The organism is Acetobacter suratthaniensis, from assembly GCF_017377745.1.
GTDB lineage: Bacteria > Pseudomonadota > Alphaproteobacteria > Acetobacterales > Acetobacteraceae > Acetobacter > Acetobacter suratthaniensis.
In genome coordinates this window covers 11,625-32,745 of record NZ_JAFVMG010000002.1, presented here as the reverse complement: position 1 = coordinate 32,745, position 21,121 = coordinate 11,625, and the positions used below count along the sequence as shown (strand labels likewise).

Annotated in this window: 18 protein-coding genes; 15 read left to right on the top strand and 3 right to left on the bottom strand. The window is 58.5% G+C overall.

All coding sequences use genetic code 11. The features are described from left to right. The first annotated feature begins 11 nt into the window (after nucleotides 1–11). The 14 genes from nuoF (at nucleotide 12) to J2D75_RS03640 (ending at nucleotide 16,060) form a co-directional block, all read left to right on the top strand. Nucleotides 12–1,337, top strand: a complete 1,326-nt coding sequence (gene nuoF, locus J2D75_RS03705) for an NADH-quinone oxidoreductase subunit NuoF (RefSeq protein ID WP_207852998.1) — start codon at nucleotides 12–14, stop codon at nucleotides 1,335–1,337. 6 nt (nucleotides 1,338–1,343) lie between these two features. Continuing rightward, on the top strand, nucleotides 1,344–3,407 hold the full coding sequence (gene nuoG, locus J2D75_RS03700) for an NADH-quinone oxidoreductase subunit NuoG (protein ID WP_207852995.1): 2,064 nt from the start codon (nucleotides 1,344–1,346) through the stop codon (nucleotides 3,405–3,407). Between the two features lie 5 nt (nucleotides 3,408–3,412). Further along, nucleotides 3,413–4,441, top strand: coding sequence for an NADH-quinone oxidoreductase subunit NuoH (gene nuoH, locus J2D75_RS03695; RefSeq protein ID WP_207852992.1), 1,029 nt, complete (start codon nucleotides 3,413–3,415; stop codon nucleotides 4,439–4,441). Next, the gene (gene nuoI / locus J2D75_RS03690) at nucleotides 4,441–4,929 is read left to right on the top strand and encodes an NADH-quinone oxidoreductase subunit NuoI (protein ID WP_207852989.1); all 489 of its coding nucleotides are present in this window, start codon (nucleotides 4,441–4,443) and stop codon (nucleotides 4,927–4,929) included. The genes nuoH and nuoI overlap by 1 nt, the downstream gene beginning before the upstream one ends. 39 nt (nucleotides 4,930–4,968) lie before the next feature. After that, nucleotides 4,969–5,688 (top strand): NADH-quinone oxidoreductase subunit J, encoded by a 720-nt coding sequence (locus J2D75_RS03685; protein ID WP_207852986.1) that lies wholly within the window; start codon nucleotides 4,969–4,971, stop codon nucleotides 5,686–5,688. Beyond that, on the top strand, nucleotides 5,685–6,008 hold the full coding sequence (nuoK, locus tag J2D75_RS03680) for an NADH-quinone oxidoreductase subunit NuoK (protein ID WP_207852983.1): 324 nt from the start codon (nucleotides 5,685–5,687) through the stop codon (nucleotides 6,006–6,008). Before J2D75_RS03685 ends, nuoK begins: the two co-directional genes overlap by 4 nt. Nucleotides 6,009–6,014: 6 nt before the next feature. Further along, nucleotides 6,015–7,955: an NADH-quinone oxidoreductase subunit L gene (gene nuoL / locus J2D75_RS03675; RefSeq protein ID WP_207852981.1), complete on the top strand. Its 1,941-nt coding sequence runs from the start codon at nucleotides 6,015–6,017 to the stop codon at nucleotides 7,953–7,955. A gap of 61 nt (nucleotides 7,956–8,016) precedes the next feature. Then, complete coding sequence (gene nuoN, locus J2D75_RS03670) at nucleotides 8,017–9,459, top strand: NADH-quinone oxidoreductase subunit NuoN (RefSeq protein WP_207852978.1); 1,443 nt, start codon at nucleotides 8,017–8,019, stop codon at nucleotides 9,457–9,459. Next, nucleotides 9,456–10,202, top strand: a complete 747-nt coding sequence (locus J2D75_RS03665) for a biotin--[acetyl-CoA-carboxylase] ligase (RefSeq protein ID WP_207852975.1) — start codon at nucleotides 9,456–9,458, stop codon at nucleotides 10,200–10,202. Before nuoN ends, J2D75_RS03665 begins: the two co-directional genes overlap by 4 nt. 2 nt (nucleotides 10,203–10,204) lie before the next feature. Next, nucleotides 10,205–11,014: a type III pantothenate kinase gene (locus tag J2D75_RS03660; protein ID WP_207852973.1), complete on the top strand. Its 810-nt coding sequence runs from the start codon at nucleotides 10,205–10,207 to the stop codon at nucleotides 11,012–11,014. A 9-nt stretch (nucleotides 11,015–11,023) separates the two neighbouring features. After that, nucleotides 11,024–12,667, top strand: coding sequence for a ribonuclease J (locus J2D75_RS03655; protein WP_207852971.1), 1,644 nt, complete (start codon nucleotides 11,024–11,026; stop codon nucleotides 12,665–12,667). Between the two features lie 144 nt (nucleotides 12,668–12,811). Beyond that, nucleotides 12,812–14,128, top strand: coding sequence for a proline--tRNA ligase (proS, locus tag J2D75_RS03650; protein WP_207852967.1), 1,317 nt, complete (start codon nucleotides 12,812–12,814; stop codon nucleotides 14,126–14,128). Nucleotides 14,129–14,133: 5 nt separating this feature from the next. Then, nucleotides 14,134–15,381, top strand: coding sequence for a lipoprotein-releasing ABC transporter permease subunit (locus J2D75_RS03645; protein ID WP_207852964.1), 1,248 nt, complete (start codon nucleotides 14,134–14,136; stop codon nucleotides 15,379–15,381). Next, nucleotides 15,374–16,060: an ABC transporter ATP-binding protein gene (locus J2D75_RS03640; protein WP_207852961.1), complete on the top strand. Its 687-nt coding sequence runs from the start codon at nucleotides 15,374–15,376 to the stop codon at nucleotides 16,058–16,060. Before J2D75_RS03645 ends, J2D75_RS03640 begins: the two co-directional genes overlap by 8 nt. On the opposite strand, the gene J2D75_RS03635 is transcribed toward J2D75_RS03640, so the two are convergent. After that, a complete protein-coding gene (locus tag J2D75_RS03635; protein ID WP_207852958.1) occupies nucleotides 16,057–16,542 on the bottom strand; it encodes a glutathione peroxidase in 486 nt (161 codons plus the stop codon). The genes J2D75_RS03640 and J2D75_RS03635 overlap by 4 nt on opposite strands. A gap of 262 nt (nucleotides 16,543–16,804) precedes the next feature. Here J2D75_RS03635 and J2D75_RS03630 point away from each other — a divergent pair, with 262 nt between their 5' ends. Beyond that, nucleotides 16,805–17,587, top strand: coding sequence for an IclR family transcriptional regulator (locus tag J2D75_RS03630; protein ID WP_207852954.1), 783 nt, complete (start codon nucleotides 16,805–16,807; stop codon nucleotides 17,585–17,587). A 266-nt stretch (nucleotides 17,588–17,853) separates the two neighbouring features. Here J2D75_RS03630 and glmS read toward each other — a convergent pair whose 3' ends face one another. Continuing rightward, entirely contained in the window at nucleotides 17,854–19,677 is a 1,824-nt protein-coding gene (gene glmS / locus J2D75_RS03625; RefSeq protein WP_207852951.1) for a glutamine--fructose-6-phosphate transaminase (isomerizing), read from the bottom strand. Further along, nucleotides 19,677–21,023, bottom strand: a complete 1,347-nt coding sequence (gene glmU, locus J2D75_RS03620) for a bifunctional UDP-N-acetylglucosamine diphosphorylase/glucosamine-1-phosphate N-acetyltransferase GlmU (protein ID WP_207852948.1) — start codon at nucleotides 21,021–21,023, stop codon at nucleotides 19,677–19,679. The genes glmS and glmU overlap by 1 nt, the downstream gene beginning before the upstream one ends. Nucleotides 21,024–21,121: the final 98 nt, after the last annotated feature.

The following is a 21,121-nucleotide window of genomic DNA, read 5'->3' as shown; positions in this document are numbered from 1 at the left end:
GGAGACGGGGTATGCTTGAAGACAAGAACCGGATCTTCACCAATCTTTACGGCCAGGATGATTGGCGCCTTGCCGGTGCGCGCCGCCGTGGAGATTGGGATAATACCGCCGCTATCATCGCCCGTGGGCGTGACGCCATCATTGCGGAAATGAAAGCCTCCGGCCTGCGCGGGCGGGGCGGGGCGGGTTTTCCCACCGGGCTGAAATGGTCATTCATGCCCAAAGGTTCTGACGGTAGGCCGCATTATCTCGTTATTAATGGAGATGAATCCGAGCCGGGTACCTGCAAGGATCGTGAAGTGCTGCGTCATGAGCCGCACAAGCTGATCGAAAGTGCCCTGATCGCGTCTTTCGCCATGGGGGCGCATGCGTCCTATATCTATATTCGTGGCGAGTTCTGCCGTGAGGCGGAACGCCTTCAGGTTGCGATTGACGAAGCCTACGCGGCAGGGCTGCTCGGGCCAAATGCAGCAGGATCAGGCTGGGACTTCGATTTTCGTATTCATCGTGGTGCCGGGGCTTACATCTGTGGCGAGGAAACCGCCCTGCTTGAAAGCCTCGAAGGCAAAAAAGGCCAGCCCCGTATGAAGCCGCCTTTCCCTGCCGGGGTCGGGCTGTACGGTTGCCCTACCACGGTCAATAATGTGGAAAGCATTGCTGTGGCCTCCACCATCATGCGCCGTGGAGGGGCATGGTTTGCGGGGCTGGGGCGGCAGAATAATACAGGCACAAAACTTATGGCCATTTCAGGTCATGTGAATACGCCCTGTGTCTTTGAAGAGGAACTGGGTGTTCCGCTCAAAGACATTATCGAAAAACACGGTGGCGGTGTGCGGGGCGGGTGGGACAACCTGCTGGCGGTTATTCCGGGTGGCTGCTCGGTGCCGCTCCTGCCCAAAGAAATCTGTGAAACCGTTCTGATGGATTATGACAGCCTGAGAGCCGAACGTTCTGGTTTGGGTACGGCGTGTATGATCGTTATGGACAGATCAACTGACATTATTAAAGCCATTGCTCGTTTCTCAAAGTTTTTCAAACATGAGAGCTGCGGTCAATGCACGCCCTGCCGAGAAGGCACGGGCTGGATGATGCGGATGATGGAGCGCATGGTCGAAGGCCGTGCGGATATTGAGGAAATTGATCTGCTTGAACAGGTTACGCGGCAGGTGGAAGGGCATACCATCTGCGCTCTGGGTGATGCCGCAGCCTGGCCCATACAGGGGTTAATCAGGCATTTCCGGCCGGAAATGGAAGCGCGCATCCGGCAGTACAAGGCGGCTCATGGCGGCACAGGGTTGATCGCCGTACCCGCTGGCGTGCCGGTAGCGGCGGAGTAACGAACCATGGTGAGGGTAATTGTTGACGGTATTCCGGTGGATGTCGCCCCCGGCTCCAGCGCGTTACAGGCCTGCGAGGCTGCGGGTAAGGAAATCCCGCGTTTTTGCTACCATGAGCGGCTGTCTGTCGCAGGTAACTGCCGCATGTGTCTGGTGGAAGTGGCGCGAGCGCCCAAGCCGGTGGCATCGTGTGGTTTCCCTGTTGGTGAAGGGATGGAAATCTTTACCGATACGCAGGTGGTGCGCCGCGCCCGCCGGGCTGTCATGGAGTTTCTGCTGATCAACCACCCACTGGATTGCCCTATATGCGATCAGGGTGGTGAGTGCGACCTGCAGGATCAGGCTTATGGGTATGGTTCCGGCGTTTCGCGCTACCATGAGGACAAGCGCGCGGTAACAGACAAGGAACTGGGGCCGCTGGTTAAGACGGTCATGACACGCTGCATCCAGTGTACGCGGTGTGTGCGCTTCAGTACCGAAGTGGCAGGCACACCAGAGCTGGGGCTGGTGTCGCGTGGTGAAAACGCGGAAATTACCACCTACGTTGAAAAAGCACTGACTTCGGAACTTTCTGGCAATCTTATTGATGTTTGTCCGGTTGGCGCATTGACAGCCAAACCATCGGCTTTTCATGCCCGTTCGTGGGAATACAAAAAAACCGATAGTATTGATGTCATGGATGCGCTGGGCACCAACATTCAGGTTCAGGCGCGTGGTGGCGAAGTCATGCGTATTGTCCCGCGCGTGAATGACGAAGTGAATGAAGAATGGCTTTCAGATAAAGGTCGTTTCTCTATTGATGGTCTGAAGCGGCGCAGGCTGGATCGTCCGTGGGTGCGGGTTAATGGCAAACTGATTGCTGTGCCATGGAAAGATGCGCTCGTGGCGCTGGCGCGCAGGCTCGATGGCGTTTCGGGTGACAGGATCGGTGCCATCGCCGGTGATCTGTGTGATGCGGAAAGCTTGTGCGCGCTCAAGGATCTTATGGCAGCACTGGGTTCAGCCAATCTTGACTGTCGGCAGGATGGTGCATGGTATGATACCACCCAGCGTAGTGGCTATCTGTTCAATAGCGATCTGACCGGGATTGATCAGGCAGATGCCCTGCTGATTGTCGGCTCAACCCCAAGGCATGAAGCCCCGGTGCTGAACGCACGGATACGCAAACGCTTTGTTGAGGCCGGGCGCGGTGGTTTTCCCGTGGGGATTATTGGCGAACCGCCGTGTGACCTGACATATGATGTCTCGGTGCTGGGAGAGGGGCCAGAGGCACTGGCGGCTTTGCTCAAGGGAGAGCACCCTTTTGCGGCTGTTCTGAAAAATGCCCGCCATCCCATGATTATTATCGGCCATGCGGCTCTCACGCGGCGTGATTCACCTGCGGTTTACGCGGCCTGCCGGACACTGGCTGAGGCGAGCGGCGTTGTGACAGAAGGCTGGAACGGTTTCAACGTTCTGCACACAGCCGCTTCACGCGTGGGGGCGCTTGATCTTGGCTTCCTGCCGGGGGCACATGGCCGTGCGGCCAGTTCCATGGTGCGTGGCGGTGTGGATGTGCTGTGGCTGCTTGGTGCGGATGATGTGCCGATCGAGCGCATTCCAGCCGATACGTTCGTTGTCTATCAGGGCCATCATGGTGATGCGGCTGCGGCGCGGGCGGATATTATCCTGCCCGGTGCGGCCTATACTGAAAAACCCGGCACCTATGTCAATACAGCCGGGCGCGTGCAGCGGGCTTTCCGCGCGGTGTTCGCGCCCGGCGAGGCACGGGAAGACTGGCGGATTATCCGAGCGTTTTCCGAAGTGGTGGCCCACACCTTGCCATACGATACGCTCGAGCAGCTTCGGGAGCGCATGGCGCAGGTCAATCCTGTTTTCGCCCTGACGGATGTGAGGGCAGAGCAGGGGCCGGGTCTTGCATTGGTGGATGAGGCAGCCGATGTGGCGGCTTTTGATGAATCCCCCTTCCGTCCGGTGATCCGTGATTATTACCAGACCAACGTCATCAGCCGGGCGAGCCAGACCATGGCGGAATGTTCCGCGGTGTATGGCGTGGCGGCGGCGGAGTAACGGGCATGGCGCAGTTTTTCTACCACACGCTTGTTGGCCAGATCTGCCTGATGCTGCTGGAAACGCTGGCGGTTCTGGTGCCGCTGCTGATTGGCGTTGCCTATCTGACGCTGATGGAGCGCAAGGTTATGGCGGCCATGCAGCGCCGCCGTGGGCCGAATGTGAACGGGCCTTTTGGTTTGTTGCAGGCCTTTGCCGATGCGATCAAGATGATCGTAAAGGAAACGGTCATTCCCGCAGGGGCCAACAGGGGACTGTTTCTGTTTGCACCGTTTCTGACGTTTTCTCTGGCTATGGTGGCTTGGGCCGTTATTCCTACAGGTAACGGGCTGGCTGTTGCCAACATCAATGTTGGTATTCTCTACCTGCTGGCGATTTCTTCGCTGGGGGTTTACGGCATCCTGATTGCAGGGTGGGCGTCCAACTCCAAATACGCTTTCCTCGGCGGGTTACGCTCGGCGGCGCAGATGGTGTCTTACGAGGTATCCATCGGGCTTGTTATTGTCTCGGTTCTGCTCGCGGTTGGGAGCCTGAACCTGAACGACATTGTGCTGGCGCAGCGACATGTCTGGTTCTGCCTGCCCATGTTTCCGATGTTCATTGTCTTTTTCATCTCGGCTCTGGCTGAAACCAACCGCGCGCCTTTCGATCTGCCAGAAGGGGAAAGCGAACTGGTGGCGGGATTTTTTGTCGAATATTCGTCCCTTGCTTTCGGGCTGTTTTTTCTGGGCGAATACGCAAACATGATCCTGATGTCGTCCATGGTCAGCATCCTCTTTCTGGGGGGATGGTTGCCGCCGCTCGGTATTGCACCGCTGACATGGATACCCGGTCCGCTTTGGCTGATTTTTAAAATTCTTTTCTGCCTGTTTGTCTTTATCTGGGTGCGCGCGACATTCCCTCGCTACCGCTACGATCAGCTTATGCGGCTGGGCTGGAAGGTTTTTCTACCTTTCTCGCTGCTGTGGATGATTGGAACCGCCGGTTTTCTGATGGCGACTGGTCTGCTCCCGCATAGTGGAGGTGTGAACTGATGAGCACCCTGTCCAACACGCTGCGTTCTTTCCTGCTCAAGGAAATTGTATCGGGCATGGCATCGACATTTCGGATGATGTTCCAGCCTAAGGTAACGCTTAACTACCCGTATGAAAAAGGGCCGCTGTCGCATCGCTTCCGGGGTGAGCATGCCCTGCGGCGCTACCCGAACGGGGAAGAGCGCTGCATTGCCTGCAAACTGTGCGAGGCAACCTGCCCGGCAGAGGCCATTACCATCGAAGCGCAGGAGCGTGATGATGGGTCTCGGCGGACAACGCGCTACGATATTGACATGACCAAATGCATCTATTGCGGCCTGTGCGAGGAAGCCTGCCCGGTGGATGCGATCGTTGAAGGCCCGAACTATGAATTTGCCACGGAAACCCGTGAAGAACTCATGTACGACAAGAACCGCCTTCTTGCGAATGGTGACCGTTGGGAAAGCCTGCTGGCCCGTCGGCTCGAACTTGATGCGCCATACCGGTGAACAGAGACAACGACGCGTGACGCGGCAGGAGGTCAGTCCATGATGGCGCAGCTTGTTTTTTATATCTTTACAGCGGTGCTGCTGTTTTCGGCTTGTATGGTTATTACGGCCCGCAATCCGGTGCATTCGGTGCTGTTTCTTATTCTGACGTTTTTTAATGCATCCGGGCTGTTCCTTGTGGCTGGGGCTGAGTTTCTCGCCATGCTGCTTGTAATTGTCTATGTGGGTGCCGTGGCGGTGCTGTTCCTGTTTGTGGTGATGATGCTCGATGTTGATTTCGGGCAGCTTCGCGAAGGGTTTCAGAAATATGCGCCTCTGGGTGGCTGTGTCGGCGGTATCCTGTTTGCGGAACTGGTGCTGGCTTTCAGCCACTGGGAAATGGCGCCCAGTCGCGCAGCGCCTATCGCCGCACCAGAGCTGACGAATACGGCAGCTTTGGGCGGGCTGATCTATACTCATTATGTGCTGTTGTTTCAGGCCTGCGGGCTGGTTCTGCTGGTTGCCATGATCGGGGCCATTACCCTGACCCTGCGGGAAAAAGCGACAGGACGGCGGCAGAACATTACCCGCCAGCATGCCCGCACCCGGGCCGATACGCTGGAGATGCTGGAACTCGATCTGGGAGAGAGCGTGGCGGACCGTGGTGGCTTCCTGCGCCCCAAAAGCTCTTACAACGAGATAGCCGTGCCGGGTTCCTTTGGCCTTGTGCCTGAAACCCCCACGAACGAGGTGGCCAGCAACAAGGAGAAGGGCGCATGAACGCCGCGATCAACGCCATTGGGCTGGGGCCTTACCTCTTTGTCAGCGCTGCGCTGCTGGTGCTGGGGGTGTTCGGTATTTTTCTCAACCGCAAGAATATCATCGTCATGCTGATGGCGATGGAGCTGATCCTGCTTTCGGCCAATCTCAATCTGGTGGCGTTTTCATCCGCGCTGGGGGATTTGTCCGGGCAGGTCATGGTTCTGTTCGTATTGACGATCGCTGCCGCTGAAGCGGCAATCGGCCTGGCCATTGTAACGGTCTATTTCCGTAACCGTGGGTCTATCCAGGTTGAAGATGTTACGATGATGAAGGGCTGAGCGGCCATGCACACTGATCTCAACCTGTTTTCCGTGGCTGTTCTGGCGCCGTTGGCCGGGGCAGTTGTGGCGGGGCTTGGCGGGCGGCTGATGGGCGATGCCCTGGCCAAAGCCGTAACCCTTCTGTGTATGGGCGTTGCAACGCTGTGTGGCGTAAGCGCTTTGTGTGGCGCATGGGGGCAGGGGTTTCCGCATCTGAGCGTGCCGCTGGCAGAGTGGGTGCATGCAGGCGGTTTCGAGGCAACATGGACGCTGCGGTTTGATACGCTATCTGTCACCATGGTAGCCATGGTGCTTTCGGTGTCGCTGCTCGTGCATGTGTATAGCGTGGGGTATATGAGCCACGAAACCATGCCTGCGTATCGTTTCTTTGCTTATCTGTCGCTTTTTACTTTCGCCATGCTTATGCTGGTGTCCTCGAATGATCTGGTGCAGCTTTTCTTTGGCTGGGAAGGCGTTGGTCTGGCGAGTTACCTGCTGATTGGCTACTGGTACGATCGCCCGGCGGCGACCGCTGCGGCCATCAAGGCTTTTGTGGTCAACAGGGTGGCGGATCTGTTCTTCATCGTCGGGATCGGGCTGATTTATGTCGTGTTCCACTCGGTGCAGTACGATGTTGTGTTTGCGGCTGTGCCGCAGGCCTTAATGGCCACCTACACGCTGTGTGGCGTGCCGGTGCGGGTGCTGGAAATCATCTGCTTCCTGCTTTTTGTGGGGGCTATGGGTAAATCGGCCCAGTTGTTCCTGCACACATGGCTGCCTGATGCGATGGAAGGCCCCACGCCTGTTTCCGCTCTTATTCATGCCGCGACGATGGTGACAGCTGGTGTGTTTCTGATGGCACGTATGTCTCCGCTGCTGGAGTTTGCACCTGCTACACGGGGGCTTGTGGTGCTGATTGGTGCCAGCACCTGTTTTTTTGCGGCCACGGTTGGCATGGTGCAGCCTGATATCAAACGCACCATTGCGTATTCTACCTGCTCGCAGCTTGGCTACATGTTTGCAGCCATTGGGGTCGGGGCGTATCAGGCTGCGGTTTTCCACCTGACCACGCATGCGTTTTTCAAAGCACTTCTGTTCCTTGCCGCGGGGTCGGTCATTCATGCCATGCACGATGAGCAGAACATGTTCCGTATGGGCGGGCTGTGGAAAAAGCTGCCTCTGACCTATGCCGTGGTGTGGATCGGTAGCCTTGCGCTGGCGGGCGTATTCCCCTTCGCAGGGTATTGGTCCAAGGACGCCATCCTGAATGCTCTATGGGTTTCGGGTGATGCGTGGAGCCACTACGCATGGGTGCTGGGTACGCTGACAGCGTTTCTCACAGCTTTTTATAGCTGGCGCCTTATCCTTCTGGTGTTTCATGGTCAGGCAGCGGATAGCCATGCTCTCGAAGCCGCGCATGAAAGTCCGGCTGTCATGACTGTGCCGCTGCTGTGCCTGTCGGTTGGGGCCGTTTTTGCGGGCCTATTGCTGGCGCCGTTTTATATCGGCACGCATCAGGTAGCTTTCTGGAATGGGGCTATCTTTAATGCGCCGGGCAATTTCATCATGGAACGACTTGAGCAGGCACCTAGCCTGATTGCCCTGCTGCCGTCGCTGGCGGGCATAGCGGGTATTGCACTTGCGTTTGTGTTCTACAAACTTGCCCCAACACTGCCTGCGCGGTTGGCTCAGGCGTTCTGGCCGGTTTACCGCTTCCTGCTCAACAAATGGTATTTTGATGAGTTGTACGACTTCCTTTTCGTGCGCCCCTATGCGGTGCTGGCCCGTGCGTTGTGGAAAGGGGCGGATAGAGGCGTGGTGGAAGGTATGCCCCGTGATGCGGTGCGTGCCACGCAGGAAAGTGCGGTGCAGGCGGTGCGGTTGCAAACCGGTTCGCTTGCTCTTTACGCCTTTACCATGCTCGGTGGCCTGGTTGTGCTGCTGACTGTGGCCCTGTGCGGATGAATGCCATGTCTGCTCATGATCTGATTTGTGTTTTCTCCTTTCATCTGCGGAGTGCTGCGTGATGGGTGTGTCTTCCTTCAACTGGGCGATCGCCCTCCCGGAAATCGCGCTGGCGCTCGCGGGTGTTGTCATTCTGGCCGGGGTTGTTCTGCAACCCAAGGGAGAAGGCTTTCTGCCGGCTACGGTGCTGAGTGGTGCAGCCCTGCTGGGGTGTATGGTTCTGGTTCTGGTGGCGCCGCAGGGGCATGGTTATGCGGGCACATTTGTGAATGATGGCTTTGCCCGCTTCATGAAAATTCTGGTGCTGGCCGGGGCTTTGGTTGCAGTCGTGCTAGGGGCCAGTTATCGCACGCGCGAACAGCGGACCCTGCCGTTTGAAGCACCGGTGCTGATCCTGTTTTCCACGCTGGGGGCGATGATCATGGCATCATCCGCCAACCTCATGACGCTTTTTGTGGGGCTGGAGCTGTCATCGCTGTCCATTTATATCCTGTGTGCGCTGGAGCGGGACAATGTTCTGTCGTCCGAAGCCGGGCTGAAATATTTCATTCTCGGGTCTCTGGCTTCCGGCCTGCTGCTTTATGGCATTTCGCTGGTTTATGGCTTTGCAGGGACTATGGAATATACGGGGCTGATCGAGGCCGTGCGGTCTGCTGCCATCCCGCCCATGGGGCTTGTTGTCGGGATTGTTTTTGTGCTGGTCGGGCTGAGTTTCAAGCTGTCGGTAGTGCCGTTTCATATGTGGACCCCTGATGTCTATCAGGGTGCGCCCACACCGGTTACGGCTTACATGGCCGGAGCGCCCAAATTTGCGGCTTTTGCGCTGTTCCTGCGTGTAATGGCCGGGCCGTTTGGAGCCGTAGCTCCGCGCTGGCAGATCCTGATTGAAACAGTGTCGGTTCTGTCCATGGTGTATGGGGCATTTGCCGCCATTCCGCAGACCAATATCAAGCGGCTGATGGCGTATTCTTCCATTGGGCACATGGGTTATGCACTCATGGGGCTAGCGGCGGCCTCTATGGCCGGGTTGCAGGCTACGCTGGTTTACTTGAGCGCGTATCTGATCATGAATGCCGGAACATTCGGTTGTATTGCGGCCATGCGGCGCAATGGCCGCGAGGTGAATGGCATTGCCGATCTTGCCGGGCTGGGCAAGACAGATCCCGGCATGGCGCTCGCACTGGCTATTTTCATGTTCAGCATGGTAGGCGCTCCGCCGCTGGCTGGTTTTTTTGGAAAATTTCTGGTTTTTGCCGCCGCCTGGCAGGCGGGGCTGTACCCGCTGGTGGCTGTGGGGGCGGCAGCGAGTATCGTCGGTGCTTATTATTACCTGCGGATCGTTAAGGTGATGTATTTTGATGCCCCCGATCAGGCGCTGGATCGGCCCGCGCCGGGTCTGCTGCTTGTCTCTGGCGGGATGGGGCTGGCTACGGTGCTGTTTATTGCCGTGCTGGGGCCGATTCTGTCCTTTGCTCATCAGGCTGCGATTGCGCTGGTCGGATGAGCGGTCAAGCATGGCCATGGCGGCTGGAATGTCATGCAGAACTGACCTCGACCTCTGATTATTGCATGGAGCGCCTGAAGGCGGGCGAGGCCAGTGGCCTCGCCGTTCTGGCCAGACGGCAGAGCAAGGGCCGTGGCAGCCGGGGCCGACAATGGCTGGACTCCGGGCAAAGTCTGGCCCTGTCCGTTCTGCTGGATGCCGGGGTTACACAACAGGATGCACTTGGGGGGTGGCCTTTTGCCGCCTCTCTTGCGTTTTATGATGGTCTGGTGGACTGCGTGCCTGCGGCGCGTGTGCGACTGAGCATAAAATGGCCTAACGATATTCTGCTTGATGGTCGAAAACTCGGCGGTATCCTGATTGAACGCGAGGGAGAGCGGCTGATTATCGGCATGGGGGCCAACCTTCAGGCCGCGCCTGATCAGGCTTTGACGGGGCAGGGCACGGCTTGCCTGGCCCAGTGTGGCCCGGTGGGCGATGTGGAGGATGTGGCGCGCGCGGTGCTGGCGCGCTTGGGCCAGTGGTGTGATATATGGCGCAGGGAAGGCTTTGAATCTTTGCGTCTCGCATGGCTTGAAAGGGCGCACCCGCCGGGAACGCCTCTTGTCGTCAAGGGCGTGAGTACTTATGAGGAAGGGCGTTTCGCCGGGCTGACGGCGGATGGACGCCTGTTGCTGGACACAGTTGCGGGCATGAAAGTGATTGCAACGGGTGATATTCTGCTCGCGGAAGGGAGAGGCTAGGGTTGCTGCTCGTCATTGATGCCGGGAACACCAATGTCGTGTTTGCCGTGCATGACGCGGAAAAATGGCGGGGCGTGTGGCGCATTACCATGCAGGCGCAGCGTACGTCTGATGAGTATGCCGTGTGGCTGCTGGCTCTCCTGCGTACACAGGGCCTGACCCCGGATGATGTTGAGGGTGCTGTAATCGGCACCGTGGTGCCAGCGGCCCTCTATCACCTGAGAACCTTATGCCGTCAGTGGTTTGCCGTTGAGCCGCTTCTGGCTTCGGCCCGGTTGGACTGGGGCTTTTCCATTCTGGTTGACAACCCTGATGAGGTCGGGGTGGATCGTTTGCTTAACGGTCTGGCAGCACATCATGACTATGGTGGGCCATTGACCGTTATTGATTTTGGAACAGCCACGACCTTTGATGTGGTGGACCGCGAAGGCAGCTATTGCGGCGGGGTGATCGCGCCGGGTATCAATCTTTCGGTTGAGGCGCTGCATCAGGCGGCAGCGCGGCTGCCCCGGATCGGGATTGGCCGCCCGGTGGGTGATTCCGCCATAGGTCGCAATACGGTTTCGGCCATGCGGTCGGGTGTGTTCTGGGGGTATGTGGGTTTGATCGAGGGGATCGTCGAGAGGATCAGGCGGGAAGTGGGGCCGATGAAGGTACTCGCAACCGGTGGTCTGGCTCCGCTCTTCTCGGAGGGAACGACTGTTTTTGATCATGTGGATTCAATGTTGACCCTCAACGGGCTGCGCTTGCTGGCGGGACGCAATCCCCTGCCAAAACTGACTGTAGAACGAGATTTTCTGACCGAAGGATAAAACAACATTATGACAGGACAAAACGGCGATCTGGCCTTTCTACCCCTAGGTGGAACGGGCGAGATCGGCATGAATCTGAACCTGTATCGTCTGGGCGATACATGGCTTGCCATCGACTGCGGTATTGGTTTCAGCGGGAACGACACCCCGGAAGCTGAAATTCTGGTGCCCGATCCGGCTTTTATTGTGGAACGCAAGAACAGCCTCGCAGGGCTGGTCATCACCCACGCGCATGAAGACCATATCGGGGCTGTTGCCCATATGTGGCCCATGCTGGAATGCCCGGTTTATGTCACACCGTTCGCGGCGGCGGTGCTGCGGCGCAAGCTGGCGGAAGCCCGCCTGAATGATGTGCCGATCAAGGTTGTCATGCCCGGCAGCCGCTTCAATGTCGGCCCGTTTGACATCGAGTTCGTGCCTGTAACGCATTCCGTGCCTGAAGCGCAGTCCATGGTGATGCGCACACCTGCGGGTATCGTTGTGCATACGGGGGACTGGAAGTTCGATCCCGACCCGCTGGTTGGCCCTGCCACTGATCTGGAACGTCTGGCTGAAATCGGGCGTGAAGGCGTTCTGGCCCTTGTGTGCGACAGCACCAATGTCATGAAGCCCGGCCCCTCGCAGTCCGAATCTGAAGTGCGCCGCAGCATGACGGAACTGGTGGCGGAGCTGAAGGGGCGCATTGCGGTAACCTGCTTCGCCTCCAACGTGGCGCGTGTCGAAACCATCGCCATGGCGGCACAGGCGGCGGGCCGTCAGGTGGTGCTGGTTGGGCGTTCGCTGCGCAACCTCGATACTGCGGCGCGTGAATGCGGCTATCTGTCCGGTGTGCTGCCGTTCCTGAGCGAGCAGGACGTGAACGATGTGCCGGATGACCGGCTGCTGATGATCATTACCGGCAGTCAGGGCGAGCCCCGCTCGGCTCTTTCACGGATCTCGATTGACGAACATCCGAACATTTCGCTCGGTGAAGGCGATACGGTCATTTATTCCAGCCGTATGATTCCGGGCAACGAGCGCGCCATTATGGCCGTGCAGGACAACCTTGCACGCCGGGGTGTTACGGTCATTACCGATCGTGAGCGCTTTGTGCATGTATCTGGCCACGCGACGGGCGGCGATGTGCGCAAGATGTATGATCTGCTGCGCCCGCAGCATGTTGTTCCGGTGCATGGGGAATGGCGTCACCTCACGGCGCAGGCCGCGCTGGCGCAGGAAGCGGGCATTACGCCAGTTCTGCTTGAGGATGGTGATATTCTCCAGCTTGCTCCGGGTCGGGTCGAGGTGGTGGACACAGCACCGACTGGCCGTCTGGCGCTGGATGCCGGGCGTCTGCTGTCCATGAATGGTGGTGTGCTGGCAGCGCGGCGCAAGATGCTGTTCAATGGTATGGTGATCGGCAGCTTTGCTGTGGATGACGAAGGCTTTGTCATTGGTGAGCCCAAGGTGAGCGCACCGGGTCTGCTCGACCCGGATGATCTGGAAAGCGTGCGCGTGCGCGAGGAATTCGCCAACGCGCTGGATATTATTCCAGATGAACTGCGCAATGATGACGGTGCTTTCCGTGATGCAGCCAAGACCGCCCTGCGGCGGGCACTGGGCCGCAAGCTGCAAAAACGCCCGCTGGTGGACGTGCATCTGCTGCGCGTCTGAGGGGGGTGAGACAGTCCTTGCCCGGAGGGAGCCGGCATTGCGGGTTTCCTTCGGGCGAAGGCTGTTCTAGAGCAGAAAACAGGATCAATCATTCCGGCACGTCTCCACTCAGGGAGGCGTTTATTGTACAGGGCATAACCGACCATGCGTCTTTCGCGCAGCTTCATTCCCACGCTTAAGGAAAATCCTGCTGAGGCGCAGATCGTCTCGCACCGGCTCATGCTGCGCGCGGGGCTCATCCGCCAGACGGCCTCTGGTATCTATGCCTGGTTGCCTGCGGGCCTGCGCGTGCTGCGCAACATCAGCCAGATCGTGCGCGAAGAACAGAACCGTATCGACGCGCAGGAAGTGCTGATGCCAACCCTGCAGTCGGCTGATCTGTGGCGGCGCTCAGGCCGGTATGATGCCTATGGCCCGGAAATGCTGCGTATTCAGGATCGCCATAAGCGCGAACTGCTGTACGGCCCGACCAACGAGGAAATGATTACCGACCTGTTTGGCCAGTCCGTCAAATCCTACAAGGAACTGCCGCAGGTCCTGTACCACATCCAGTGGAAATTCCGTGACGAGGTGCGCCCCCGTTTTGGGGTCATGCGCGGGCGTGAGTTCCTGATGAAAGACGCCTATAGTTTCGATGTGGATTTCGACGGGGCACTCACAACTTATTATCGCATGCTGTTGTCTTATCTACGTACGTTCCAGCGTCTGGGTGTACGGGCGGTGCCTATGCGCGCCGATACTGGCCCGATTGGCGGGAAGCTCAGCCACGAATTCCTGATTCTCGCATCCACGGGCGAAAGCGGTGTTTATTACGATGCAGAGCTGGCAGACCAAGACTGGTTAGATAAACCGGTTGATGTGAATGACCCGAAGGATATGCAATTATTTTTCAACCGGGTTATGGTGCCTTATGCTGCAACCGATGAGATGCATGACGTCGCAGCGTGGGAGACCGTGCCGGTTGAGCGGCGGCGTGAAGGCCGTGGTGTGGAAGTCGGCCATATTTTCTATTTCGGCACAAAATACACCGAGGCAATGGATATCAGCATCGCCGGGCCGGATGGCAACAAGCTGTATCCCGAAATGGGGTCTTACGGGATTGGCGTCTCGCGTCTGGCAGGGGCCATTATCGAGGCCAGCCATGACGAAAACGGCATTATTTGGCCAGATTCCATTGCTCCGTTCAAGGCGGCTATCCTGAACCTGAAATCAGGCGATGAGCTGTGTGACGCGCTGTGTGAGCGGATTTATGCCGCATCCCCCGATACGTTCCTGTATGATGACAGGCCGGAGCGTGCTGGTGTGAAGTTCGCAGATGCCGACCTGATGGGCCATCCGTGGCAGATTGTTATCGGGCCGCGCGGGGCCAAGGCTGGCATGGTGGAACTTAAGCGCCGTGCCACGGGCGAGCGGCAGGAGCTGGCGGTGGATGACGCGCTGGCTCTGGTTCTGGCTGGTTAAGCGGCATGTTCGGCCCCTTTGAGCGCGCGGTGGCGGGCCGTTACCTCCGTGCTCGGCGGGGCGAACGCTTTGTTTCGATCATCGCCATTTTTTCGCTGGTCGGTATTGCCCTTGGTGTGGCGACGCTGATTATCGTTATGGCGGTCATGAACGGTTTTCAGGCCGATCTGATGGGCCGCATACTGGGGCTGAATGGAGACCTGACCGTTTATGGATCGGGCCACACCATCAGTGCTTATGAAACGGCAGCGGAAAAAGTGCGTAAGGTCCCCGGCGTTGTCGGGGCCACTCCCATGATTGAGGGGCAGGTGCTCCTGAGTGTGGGCGGCTATAATACCGGGGCGGTTGTCCATGGCATGACGCCGCAGGGGCTACAGGGGCTGAAGGCGGTCAGTTCCTCGCTGATTGCCGGGTCGTTAGCCGATTTTGGTGGTGATGACGCCATTGTGGTCGGGGTGACGCTGGCCGAGCGTGCCGGGTTGATGGTGGGCTCAGGGGTCACGCTTGTTTCGCCCGATGGGGCGGCGACAGCTTTTGGCACTGTGCCGCGTGTCAAAACCTATCATGTCGTGGCGATTTTTGATGCCGGTGTGAACGACTACAATTCCAGCGTTGTCTTTCTGCCCATGCAGGCCGCGCAGGTTTATTTTCAGATGCCTGCTCAGGTCACGCAGATCATGGTCATGACAGATGACCCCGAGCATGTGCGGCCAGTGACCTTGGCCATCAGCCGTGCATTGGCTGATCCGGGCCTGCGGGTCATGGACTGGACAAATGCCAATAATGCCCTGTTTGGTGCGGTGCAGGTGGAACAGAATGTTATGTTCCTGATCCTGACCCTCATTATCCTTGTGGCGGCGTTCAATGTCATTTCCTCCCTGATCATGATGGTCAAGGATAAGACAGCCGATATCGCGGTGCTGCGCACATTGGGGGCCAGCCGGGGCGCAATCATGCGGATTTTCCTGATGTGCGGCGCTTTTGTCGGGGTTAGCGGTACGGTGGCGGGCACACTTTTGGGTGTGGTTTTCTGCGTGAATATCGAGCGGATCAGGCAGGCTTTGCAGAAACTGACGGGTACGAACCTGTTCAACCCAGAAGTGTATTACCTTGAACACCTGCCAGCCAGGCTGGTGTGGGGGCAGGTGGCGGAAGTGATTGTGATGGCGCTTGGTCTTTCCCTGCTGGCGACGCTGTACCCATCGTGGAGAGCCGCAAAAACCGATCCGGTGGAGGCCCTTCGTCATGAATGAGTCTGCTGTGTTGGCGCTGCGAGGCGTAGAAAAAAACTATCGTAGTGGCGATAACGCTGTGTTGCCGGTGCTGCGTGGTGCCGAACTGACCCTGCATGCGGGGGAAATTGTAGCCCTTGTCGCACCGTCCGGTACAGGCAAGTCCACCCTGCTGCATCTGGCGGGCCTGCTGGATACGCCAGATAATGGTGATATCGTGATCTGTGGCCAGTCTACCCGAGGTATGGCAGAGGCCGGACGCACGGCCCTGCGGCGGGACAGGATCGGGTTTGTTTACCAGTTCCATCATCTGTTGGGGGAGTTCAGCGCCCGTGAGAACGTGATGCTACCCCAGATGATTGCCGGTAAGTCCAAAGCCCAAGCCCGCGCGGAAGCGGAGCGTCTGCTGGGCATGTTTGGCCTGTCGCACCGGGTGGGGCATCTGCCGGGCAAGCTTTCGGGGGGAGAGCAGCAGCGGGTAGCTATTGCCCGTGCGCTGGCCAATGCGCCTGCTTTGCTGCTGGCAGATGAACCAACCGGCAATCTGGACGTGCGCACGGCAGATGCCGTTTTTACGGAACTGTTGGATGCCGTGCGGCAAAAAGGGCTGGCGGCCCTTGTCGCAACCCATAATGAAGAGCTGCTGCCGCGCATGGACCGTGTGGTAACCCTGCGCGACGGCATGCTGGTGCCGCGTTAAGCGCTTTTTAAAGACTGCTCCACAGCCTTGCGTACCCGCCAGGCTGTCGGTGGGGTAAGACTGCTGAACCAGGCTGTGGGCAGTCCGTGACGGTCTGTCAGATATTTATAGAAATTCCAGCGAGGTCTGGCCAGAAAACCCAGTTCGCTGTCCAGCCACTTGAACAGGGGAATAGCGTCTGGCCCACGCACAACGCTGCGTGCCGCCATAGGAAAAGCAACACCGTAGTTGCGCTGGCAAAAGCCTGCGATTTCTTCGGAAGTGCCGGGTTCCTGACGCCCGAAATCATTGCTGGGAATACCAATGATCACCAGTCCCGCTTGGTGATACTGCGTCCAGAGCGCCTGTAAGCCCTCATATTGGGGGGTAAAGCCACAGAGTGATGCCGTATTGGCTAGCAGAACCGGGCGCGTGCGATAGGCGCTCAGATCAATGGTTCCGCCTTCTAAAGAGGGCAGAATGAAATCATACACACAAGTCAAGAGGCTGTCCTTTTGCTACATTTGTGGCAGAGGGAAATTCCATGTAGCCCAATAGCGGACAGGGAGCGAGAGGATGATGAAGATGCGTAACCAGAGGGTGGAAGCCTGCTGCCCTGTTGCGGGTTCTTGTCTCAGGCTTCCACCATGCCTCTGCGCGGCAAGATCGTGTTCCGATTTTTGTTGTTCATTATATTGAACTTGATCCTGTATTCTGAATATGAAGAGACGAGCCTCTCCTGTCAACAAGGAAAATAAGAAAAGCATGTCCACTCCACAGGATACGGTTCCCGCCTTACGCCGAGCCGTTCGCATTCTTGATCTCGTGCGCGGTACCAGTAGGCCGCCGCTGGCGGCGGACATAGCGCGTCAGCTTGATTTACCGCGCAGTACAGCCCACGGCTTGCTGGCCGTGATGGTGGAACTGGGGCTGCTCGATAAGAACGCGGCACAGGGCTACCGGTTGGGTACACGTCTGCTTGATTGGGCGGGAGATGTGACGGAAAAGCGCGATCTGGTGGCTGAATTCTACCATGCGCTCGAATCACGTCCTGATCTGGATTCGTTTACCATCACCCTCACCATGTTGGATGGGGCGGATGTCGTGTATCTGGCCTGCCGTAACAGTGCGACGGTTCTGGGCGCCTCGTTCCGGGTGGGCATGCGTTTACCTGCTATTTTTACGGCTACAGGCAACGCCATGCTGGCTGGTATGGATGATGCGGCGTTTGATGAGTGGCTGGCGCAGAATCCGGTTTCAGGCTGGCCCAAACCCCTGACACCCAATGCCATACGCTCTGTCGCAACGCTGGTGCGTGAAATGAGCGAAATTCGCGATCGAGGCTACGCAGTGGATGATGAGCAGATCCATGATGGGCTGTGGTGCTTCGGCTCCGCCGTCAAGGATCACTCTGGTCAGGCTGTGGCAGGGGTCGGCATCAGCCTTCCTCAGGCGGAACTGGGGCGATACGACATGGAAAAACTGGGCGAGCGCGCAGTTGGTCTGGCGCGCGCTGTCTCTTTCAGGCTCGGCTACCGGGGGGCGTAAGGTTTTACACCTTGGGGCGGGCTGTCAGGCTTGGTGCTTTCCGTAACGCGCCCCATCGGCGCAAGGCGCGGAGGCATAACAGCCTGTCGAGAGGTACTGCCAGCCAGAAACAGACTGGAAGACAAGGTGCCCGGGTATTGTGCCGCAGCCTCCTGCGTTGGCCATATCGCTAGCCAGACTGACCTAAGGCCGCAGCGTCCCTTTCAGCACTCTTGATAGGTATTGGTGCGCGAGAACATGCGTGTTCCCGCGCATGAGGGTGGCTATTATTCCACCGTTACAGATTTGGCGAGGTTGCGGGGCTGATCAACATCCGTCCCTTTGAGCACGGCCACTTCGTAAGCCAGCATCTGCACGGGTATGACCTGCAGGATGGGGGTTACGAAATCATGCACATGGGGCAGAACAACCATCTGCTCGGCAATGGCCGAAACGCGCTCAGCCCCTTTGGTGTCGGTAAAGACCAGCAGGCGGCCACCGCGTGCCTTGGCTTCTTGCAGGTTGGAGAGTGTTTTATCGAACAGGGGCGTGTGGGGTGCGCTTGCGACGATTGGCACGGAACTGTCGATCAATGAAATCGGGCCATGCTTCATCTCGCCTGCGGCATAGGCTTCAGCGTGGATGTAGGAAATTTCCTTGAGCTTGAGAGCACCTTCCATGGCAACGGGAAAAAGGCTGCCACGGCCCAGATAGAGCACATCCCGGGCCTCAGCCACCACGCGGGCCATGGCACGCACGGCGTCATGCTGGGCGAGTGCATCGGCGGCGCGGGTTGGCAGGTCGAGCAGGGCGGAAACCAGCTCCTCCTCTCGCAACGGGTCAAGGTGGCCACGTGCGCGTGCCGTGGCAATGCTCAGGCAGGCCAGAACGGTCAGTTGTGCGGTAAAGGCCTTTGTAGAGGCTACGGAAATTTCAGGCCCGGCTACGGTGCCCAGCACGGCATCGCTTTCACGCGCCATGCTGCTGTGTTCGACATTCAGTACTGACAGGATATGCACAGCAGTCTGACGCAGCGCTCGCAGGGCGGCGAGGGTATCGGCTGTTTCTCCCGACTGGGAAATCAGTAAGCCGAGCGAGTGCCTGTCCAGCGGTGGGTTACGGTAACGCAGCTCGCTGGCGACATCGATATCGACCGGCAGGCGGGCGATTTCTTCCAGCCAGTAGCGGCCGATCATGCCTGCATAAAAAGCCGAGCCGCAGGCCGTAATGACAGCACGTGGCACGTCCGCCAGACTGAAAGGCAGTTCGGGCAGTACAACCTTGCGCGTGGCGGGGTCTACCATGCGTTGCAGGGTCTGGCCGATAACAAGCGGGTGCTCGTGCAGCTCCTTTTCCATATAATGGCGGTAGCCGTCCTTGCCGATAGCGCCAGCCGTCAGGGTTGTAACCTGCTGGATACGGTGTACGGGCGTGCCATCAAAACGGATGAACTCGGCCCCCGTGGGGGTCAGGATCGCACAATCACCATTTTCCATGTAGGTGATCCGGCGGGTCAGGGGGGCGAGGGCCAGTGAGTCCGAGCCGAGGAACATTTCCTCCTCGCCATAGCCGATCGCCAGCGGGGCATTGTGGCATGCCCCGATCATCAGCCCTTCATGACCGGCAAACACCATGGCGATGGCGTAAGCGCCTTCCAGCCGTTGCAGCGTGGCCAAGGCCGCCTCTTTGGGCGGGAGACCGTGCTGGAGATGGTAGTCTACAAGCAGGGCAATGGTTTCGCTGTCGGTTTCGGTTTCGAACACCTGCCCGGCGGCTTCGAGCTCACGCCGTAGGGTTTCGAAGTTTTCGATGATACCGTTATGCACGATCGCGACGCGCGCCGTGCCGTGCGGGTGGGCGTTGCCTGTGGTAGGCGCACCATGAGTGGCCCAGCGTGTGTGGCCGATACCGGTTGTACCACCCAGCGGCTCATGCTCTAGCAGAGTGGCCAGGTTATCCAGCTTACCCGCTGCCCGGCGGCGCTCGATCTGCCCATTGGACAGGGTGGCGATTCCAGCGGAATCATAACCACGATATTCAAGACGACGCAGCCCCTCGAACACGATCGGTGTCGCGTGGCGCAGCCCTGTGGCGCCGCAGATACCACACATCAGCCGTTTTCCTTCTTTGCTTGGAGCATGTCCTTGAACCGCTTGCCCTGTTCGGCCTTATTGGTCTGCCGCGCACGGCCCAGTGCGAGCGCATCGGGCGGCACGTCCGTGGTAATGACACTGCCAGCCCCGATCAGCGCATTGTCACCAATGTTGACCGGCGCGACCAGAACCGAGTCCGACCCGACGAAGACATCATGCCCGATCAGCGTGCTGTGTTTGAAGGTGCCATCGTAATTGCAGGTAATCGTACCCGCGCCAATATTGGTGCGATTGCCCACGCGTGAATCGCCCAGATAGGACAGGTGGTTGACCTTTACACCGGTACCCATGGTCGTGGCCTTGATTTCCACAAAATTACCGACGCGTGATCCTGCACCAATGCTGCTGCCGGGGCGGATACGGGCATAAGGGCCAATGACCGTCTCTGCATGGATTTCGCAGCCTTCCAGATGGCTGAAAGAGCGGATGGTCGCCCCCTCATGCACGATAACGCCGGGGCCGAACACCACATGGGGTTCTATCAGCACATCGGGGGCCAGGCAGGTATCGGCGCACAGGAAAACGGTGTCCGGGGCAACCAGCGTTACCCCTTCGGCCATAGCGGTTTCACGCAGGCGGGTTTGCATGGCGGCTTCCGCCTGAGCGAGTTCCGCGCGCGAGTTTACGCCACGCAGTTCTGCCTCAGGTGCTTCGACAGCGCGTACGCGCACCTGCTCGCTCACGGCCAGCCCGACAACGTCCGTCAGATAGAACTCGCCCTTGGTGTTGTCATTACGCACGGCGTGCAGCCAGCGGCGGAAGTCGGCAGCATCCGCGCATAAGACACCGGCATTGCACAGGTCTACAGCGCGTTCTTCCGGGGTGGCGTCCGCCCACTCGACAATGCGGCTAACGTCGCCCTCATGGGCGAGAACGCGGCCATAACGTGCGGGGTCTTGCGGGCGCATGGACAAAAGCGCCAGTCCCACGCCCGGCTTGCGGCGTTCTTCCAGCAAGGTGGTGAGGGTATGGGCTGAAATCAGGGGGTTGTCAGCATAGAGAACCGCCACATCCCCATCGCCAAAACAGGCTTCAGCCTGAAGGGCCGCGTGTGCTGTGCCGAGGCGCTCGTGCTGGATAATGACCGGGTAGGGGGCCACAAGCTCCGCTACGTCCTCCATGCCGGGGCCAATCACGACAACCAGCCGGTCAAAAACGGCGGATGCACTGGCCAGAAGATGGGCAAGCATTGGCAAGCCCGCGATCTGCTGCATGGCTTTGGCGCGGGACGATTTCATACGCGTGCCAAGGCCGGCTGCCAGAAGCACGGCTGTGGCTGGGCGGGAGGAGGAAAAAGAGGTCATGAACCATGCGGTAAGACAAGCCTCTGCCTGTGTCAAACCTCTCGCACCGGTGTTTGGACCATGTAAGGATAAGGCTGTTTTTCAGGTTTTTGAAAGCG

What these genes read in the sequence shown, in the direction of transcription:
- J2D75_RS03645 (WP_207852964.1), top strand. Translation starts at nt 14,134, where the DNA reads ATGTTCGGCCCCTTTGAGCGCGCGGTGGCGGGCCGTTACCTCCGTGCT.
- nuoK (WP_207852983.1), top strand. Translation starts at nt 5,685, where the DNA reads ATGAACGCCGCGATCAACGCCATTGGGCTGGGGCCTTACCTCTTTGTC.
- nuoH (WP_207852992.1), top strand. Translation starts at nt 3,413, where the DNA reads ATGGCGCAGTTTTTCTACCACACGCTTGTTGGCCAGATCTGCCTGATG.
- J2D75_RS03655 (WP_207852971.1), top strand. Translation starts at nt 11,024, where the DNA reads ATGACAGGACAAAACGGCGATCTGGCCTTTCTACCCCTAGGTGGAACG.
- nuoF (WP_207852998.1), top strand. Translation starts at nt 12, where the DNA reads ATGCTTGAAGACAAGAACCGGATCTTCACCAATCTTTACGGCCAGGAT.
- proS (WP_207852967.1), top strand. Translation starts at nt 12,812, where the DNA reads ATGCGTCTTTCGCGCAGCTTCATTCCCACGCTTAAGGAAAATCCTGCT.
- J2D75_RS03630 (WP_207852954.1), top strand. Translation starts at nt 16,805, where the DNA reads ATGTCCACTCCACAGGATACGGTTCCCGCCTTACGCCGAGCCGTTCGC.
- glmU (WP_207852948.1), bottom strand. Translation starts at nt 21,023, where the DNA reads ATGACCTCTTTTTCCTCCTCCCGCCCAGCCACAGCCGTGCTTCTGGCA.
- nuoG (WP_207852995.1), top strand. Translation starts at nt 1,344, where the DNA reads ATGGTGAGGGTAATTGTTGACGGTATTCCGGTGGATGTCGCCCCCGGC.
- glmS (WP_207852951.1), bottom strand. Translation starts at nt 19,677, where the DNA reads ATGTGTGGTATCTGCGGCGCCACAGGGCTGCGCCACGCGACACCGATC.
- nuoI (WP_207852989.1), top strand. Translation starts at nt 4,441, where the DNA reads ATGAGCACCCTGTCCAACACGCTGCGTTCTTTCCTGCTCAAGGAAATT.
- nuoL (WP_207852981.1), top strand. Translation starts at nt 6,015, where the DNA reads ATGCACACTGATCTCAACCTGTTTTCCGTGGCTGTTCTGGCGCCGTTG.
- J2D75_RS03640 (WP_207852961.1), top strand. Translation starts at nt 15,374, where the DNA reads ATGAATGAGTCTGCTGTGTTGGCGCTGCGAGGCGTAGAAAAAAACTAT.
- J2D75_RS03665 (WP_207852975.1), top strand. Translation starts at nt 9,456, where the DNA reads ATGAGCGGTCAAGCATGGCCATGGCGGCTGGAATGTCATGCAGAACTG.
- nuoN (WP_207852978.1), top strand. Translation starts at nt 8,017, where the DNA reads ATGGGTGTGTCTTCCTTCAACTGGGCGATCGCCCTCCCGGAAATCGCG.
- J2D75_RS03685 (WP_207852986.1), top strand. Translation starts at nt 4,969, where the DNA reads ATGATGGCGCAGCTTGTTTTTTATATCTTTACAGCGGTGCTGCTGTTT.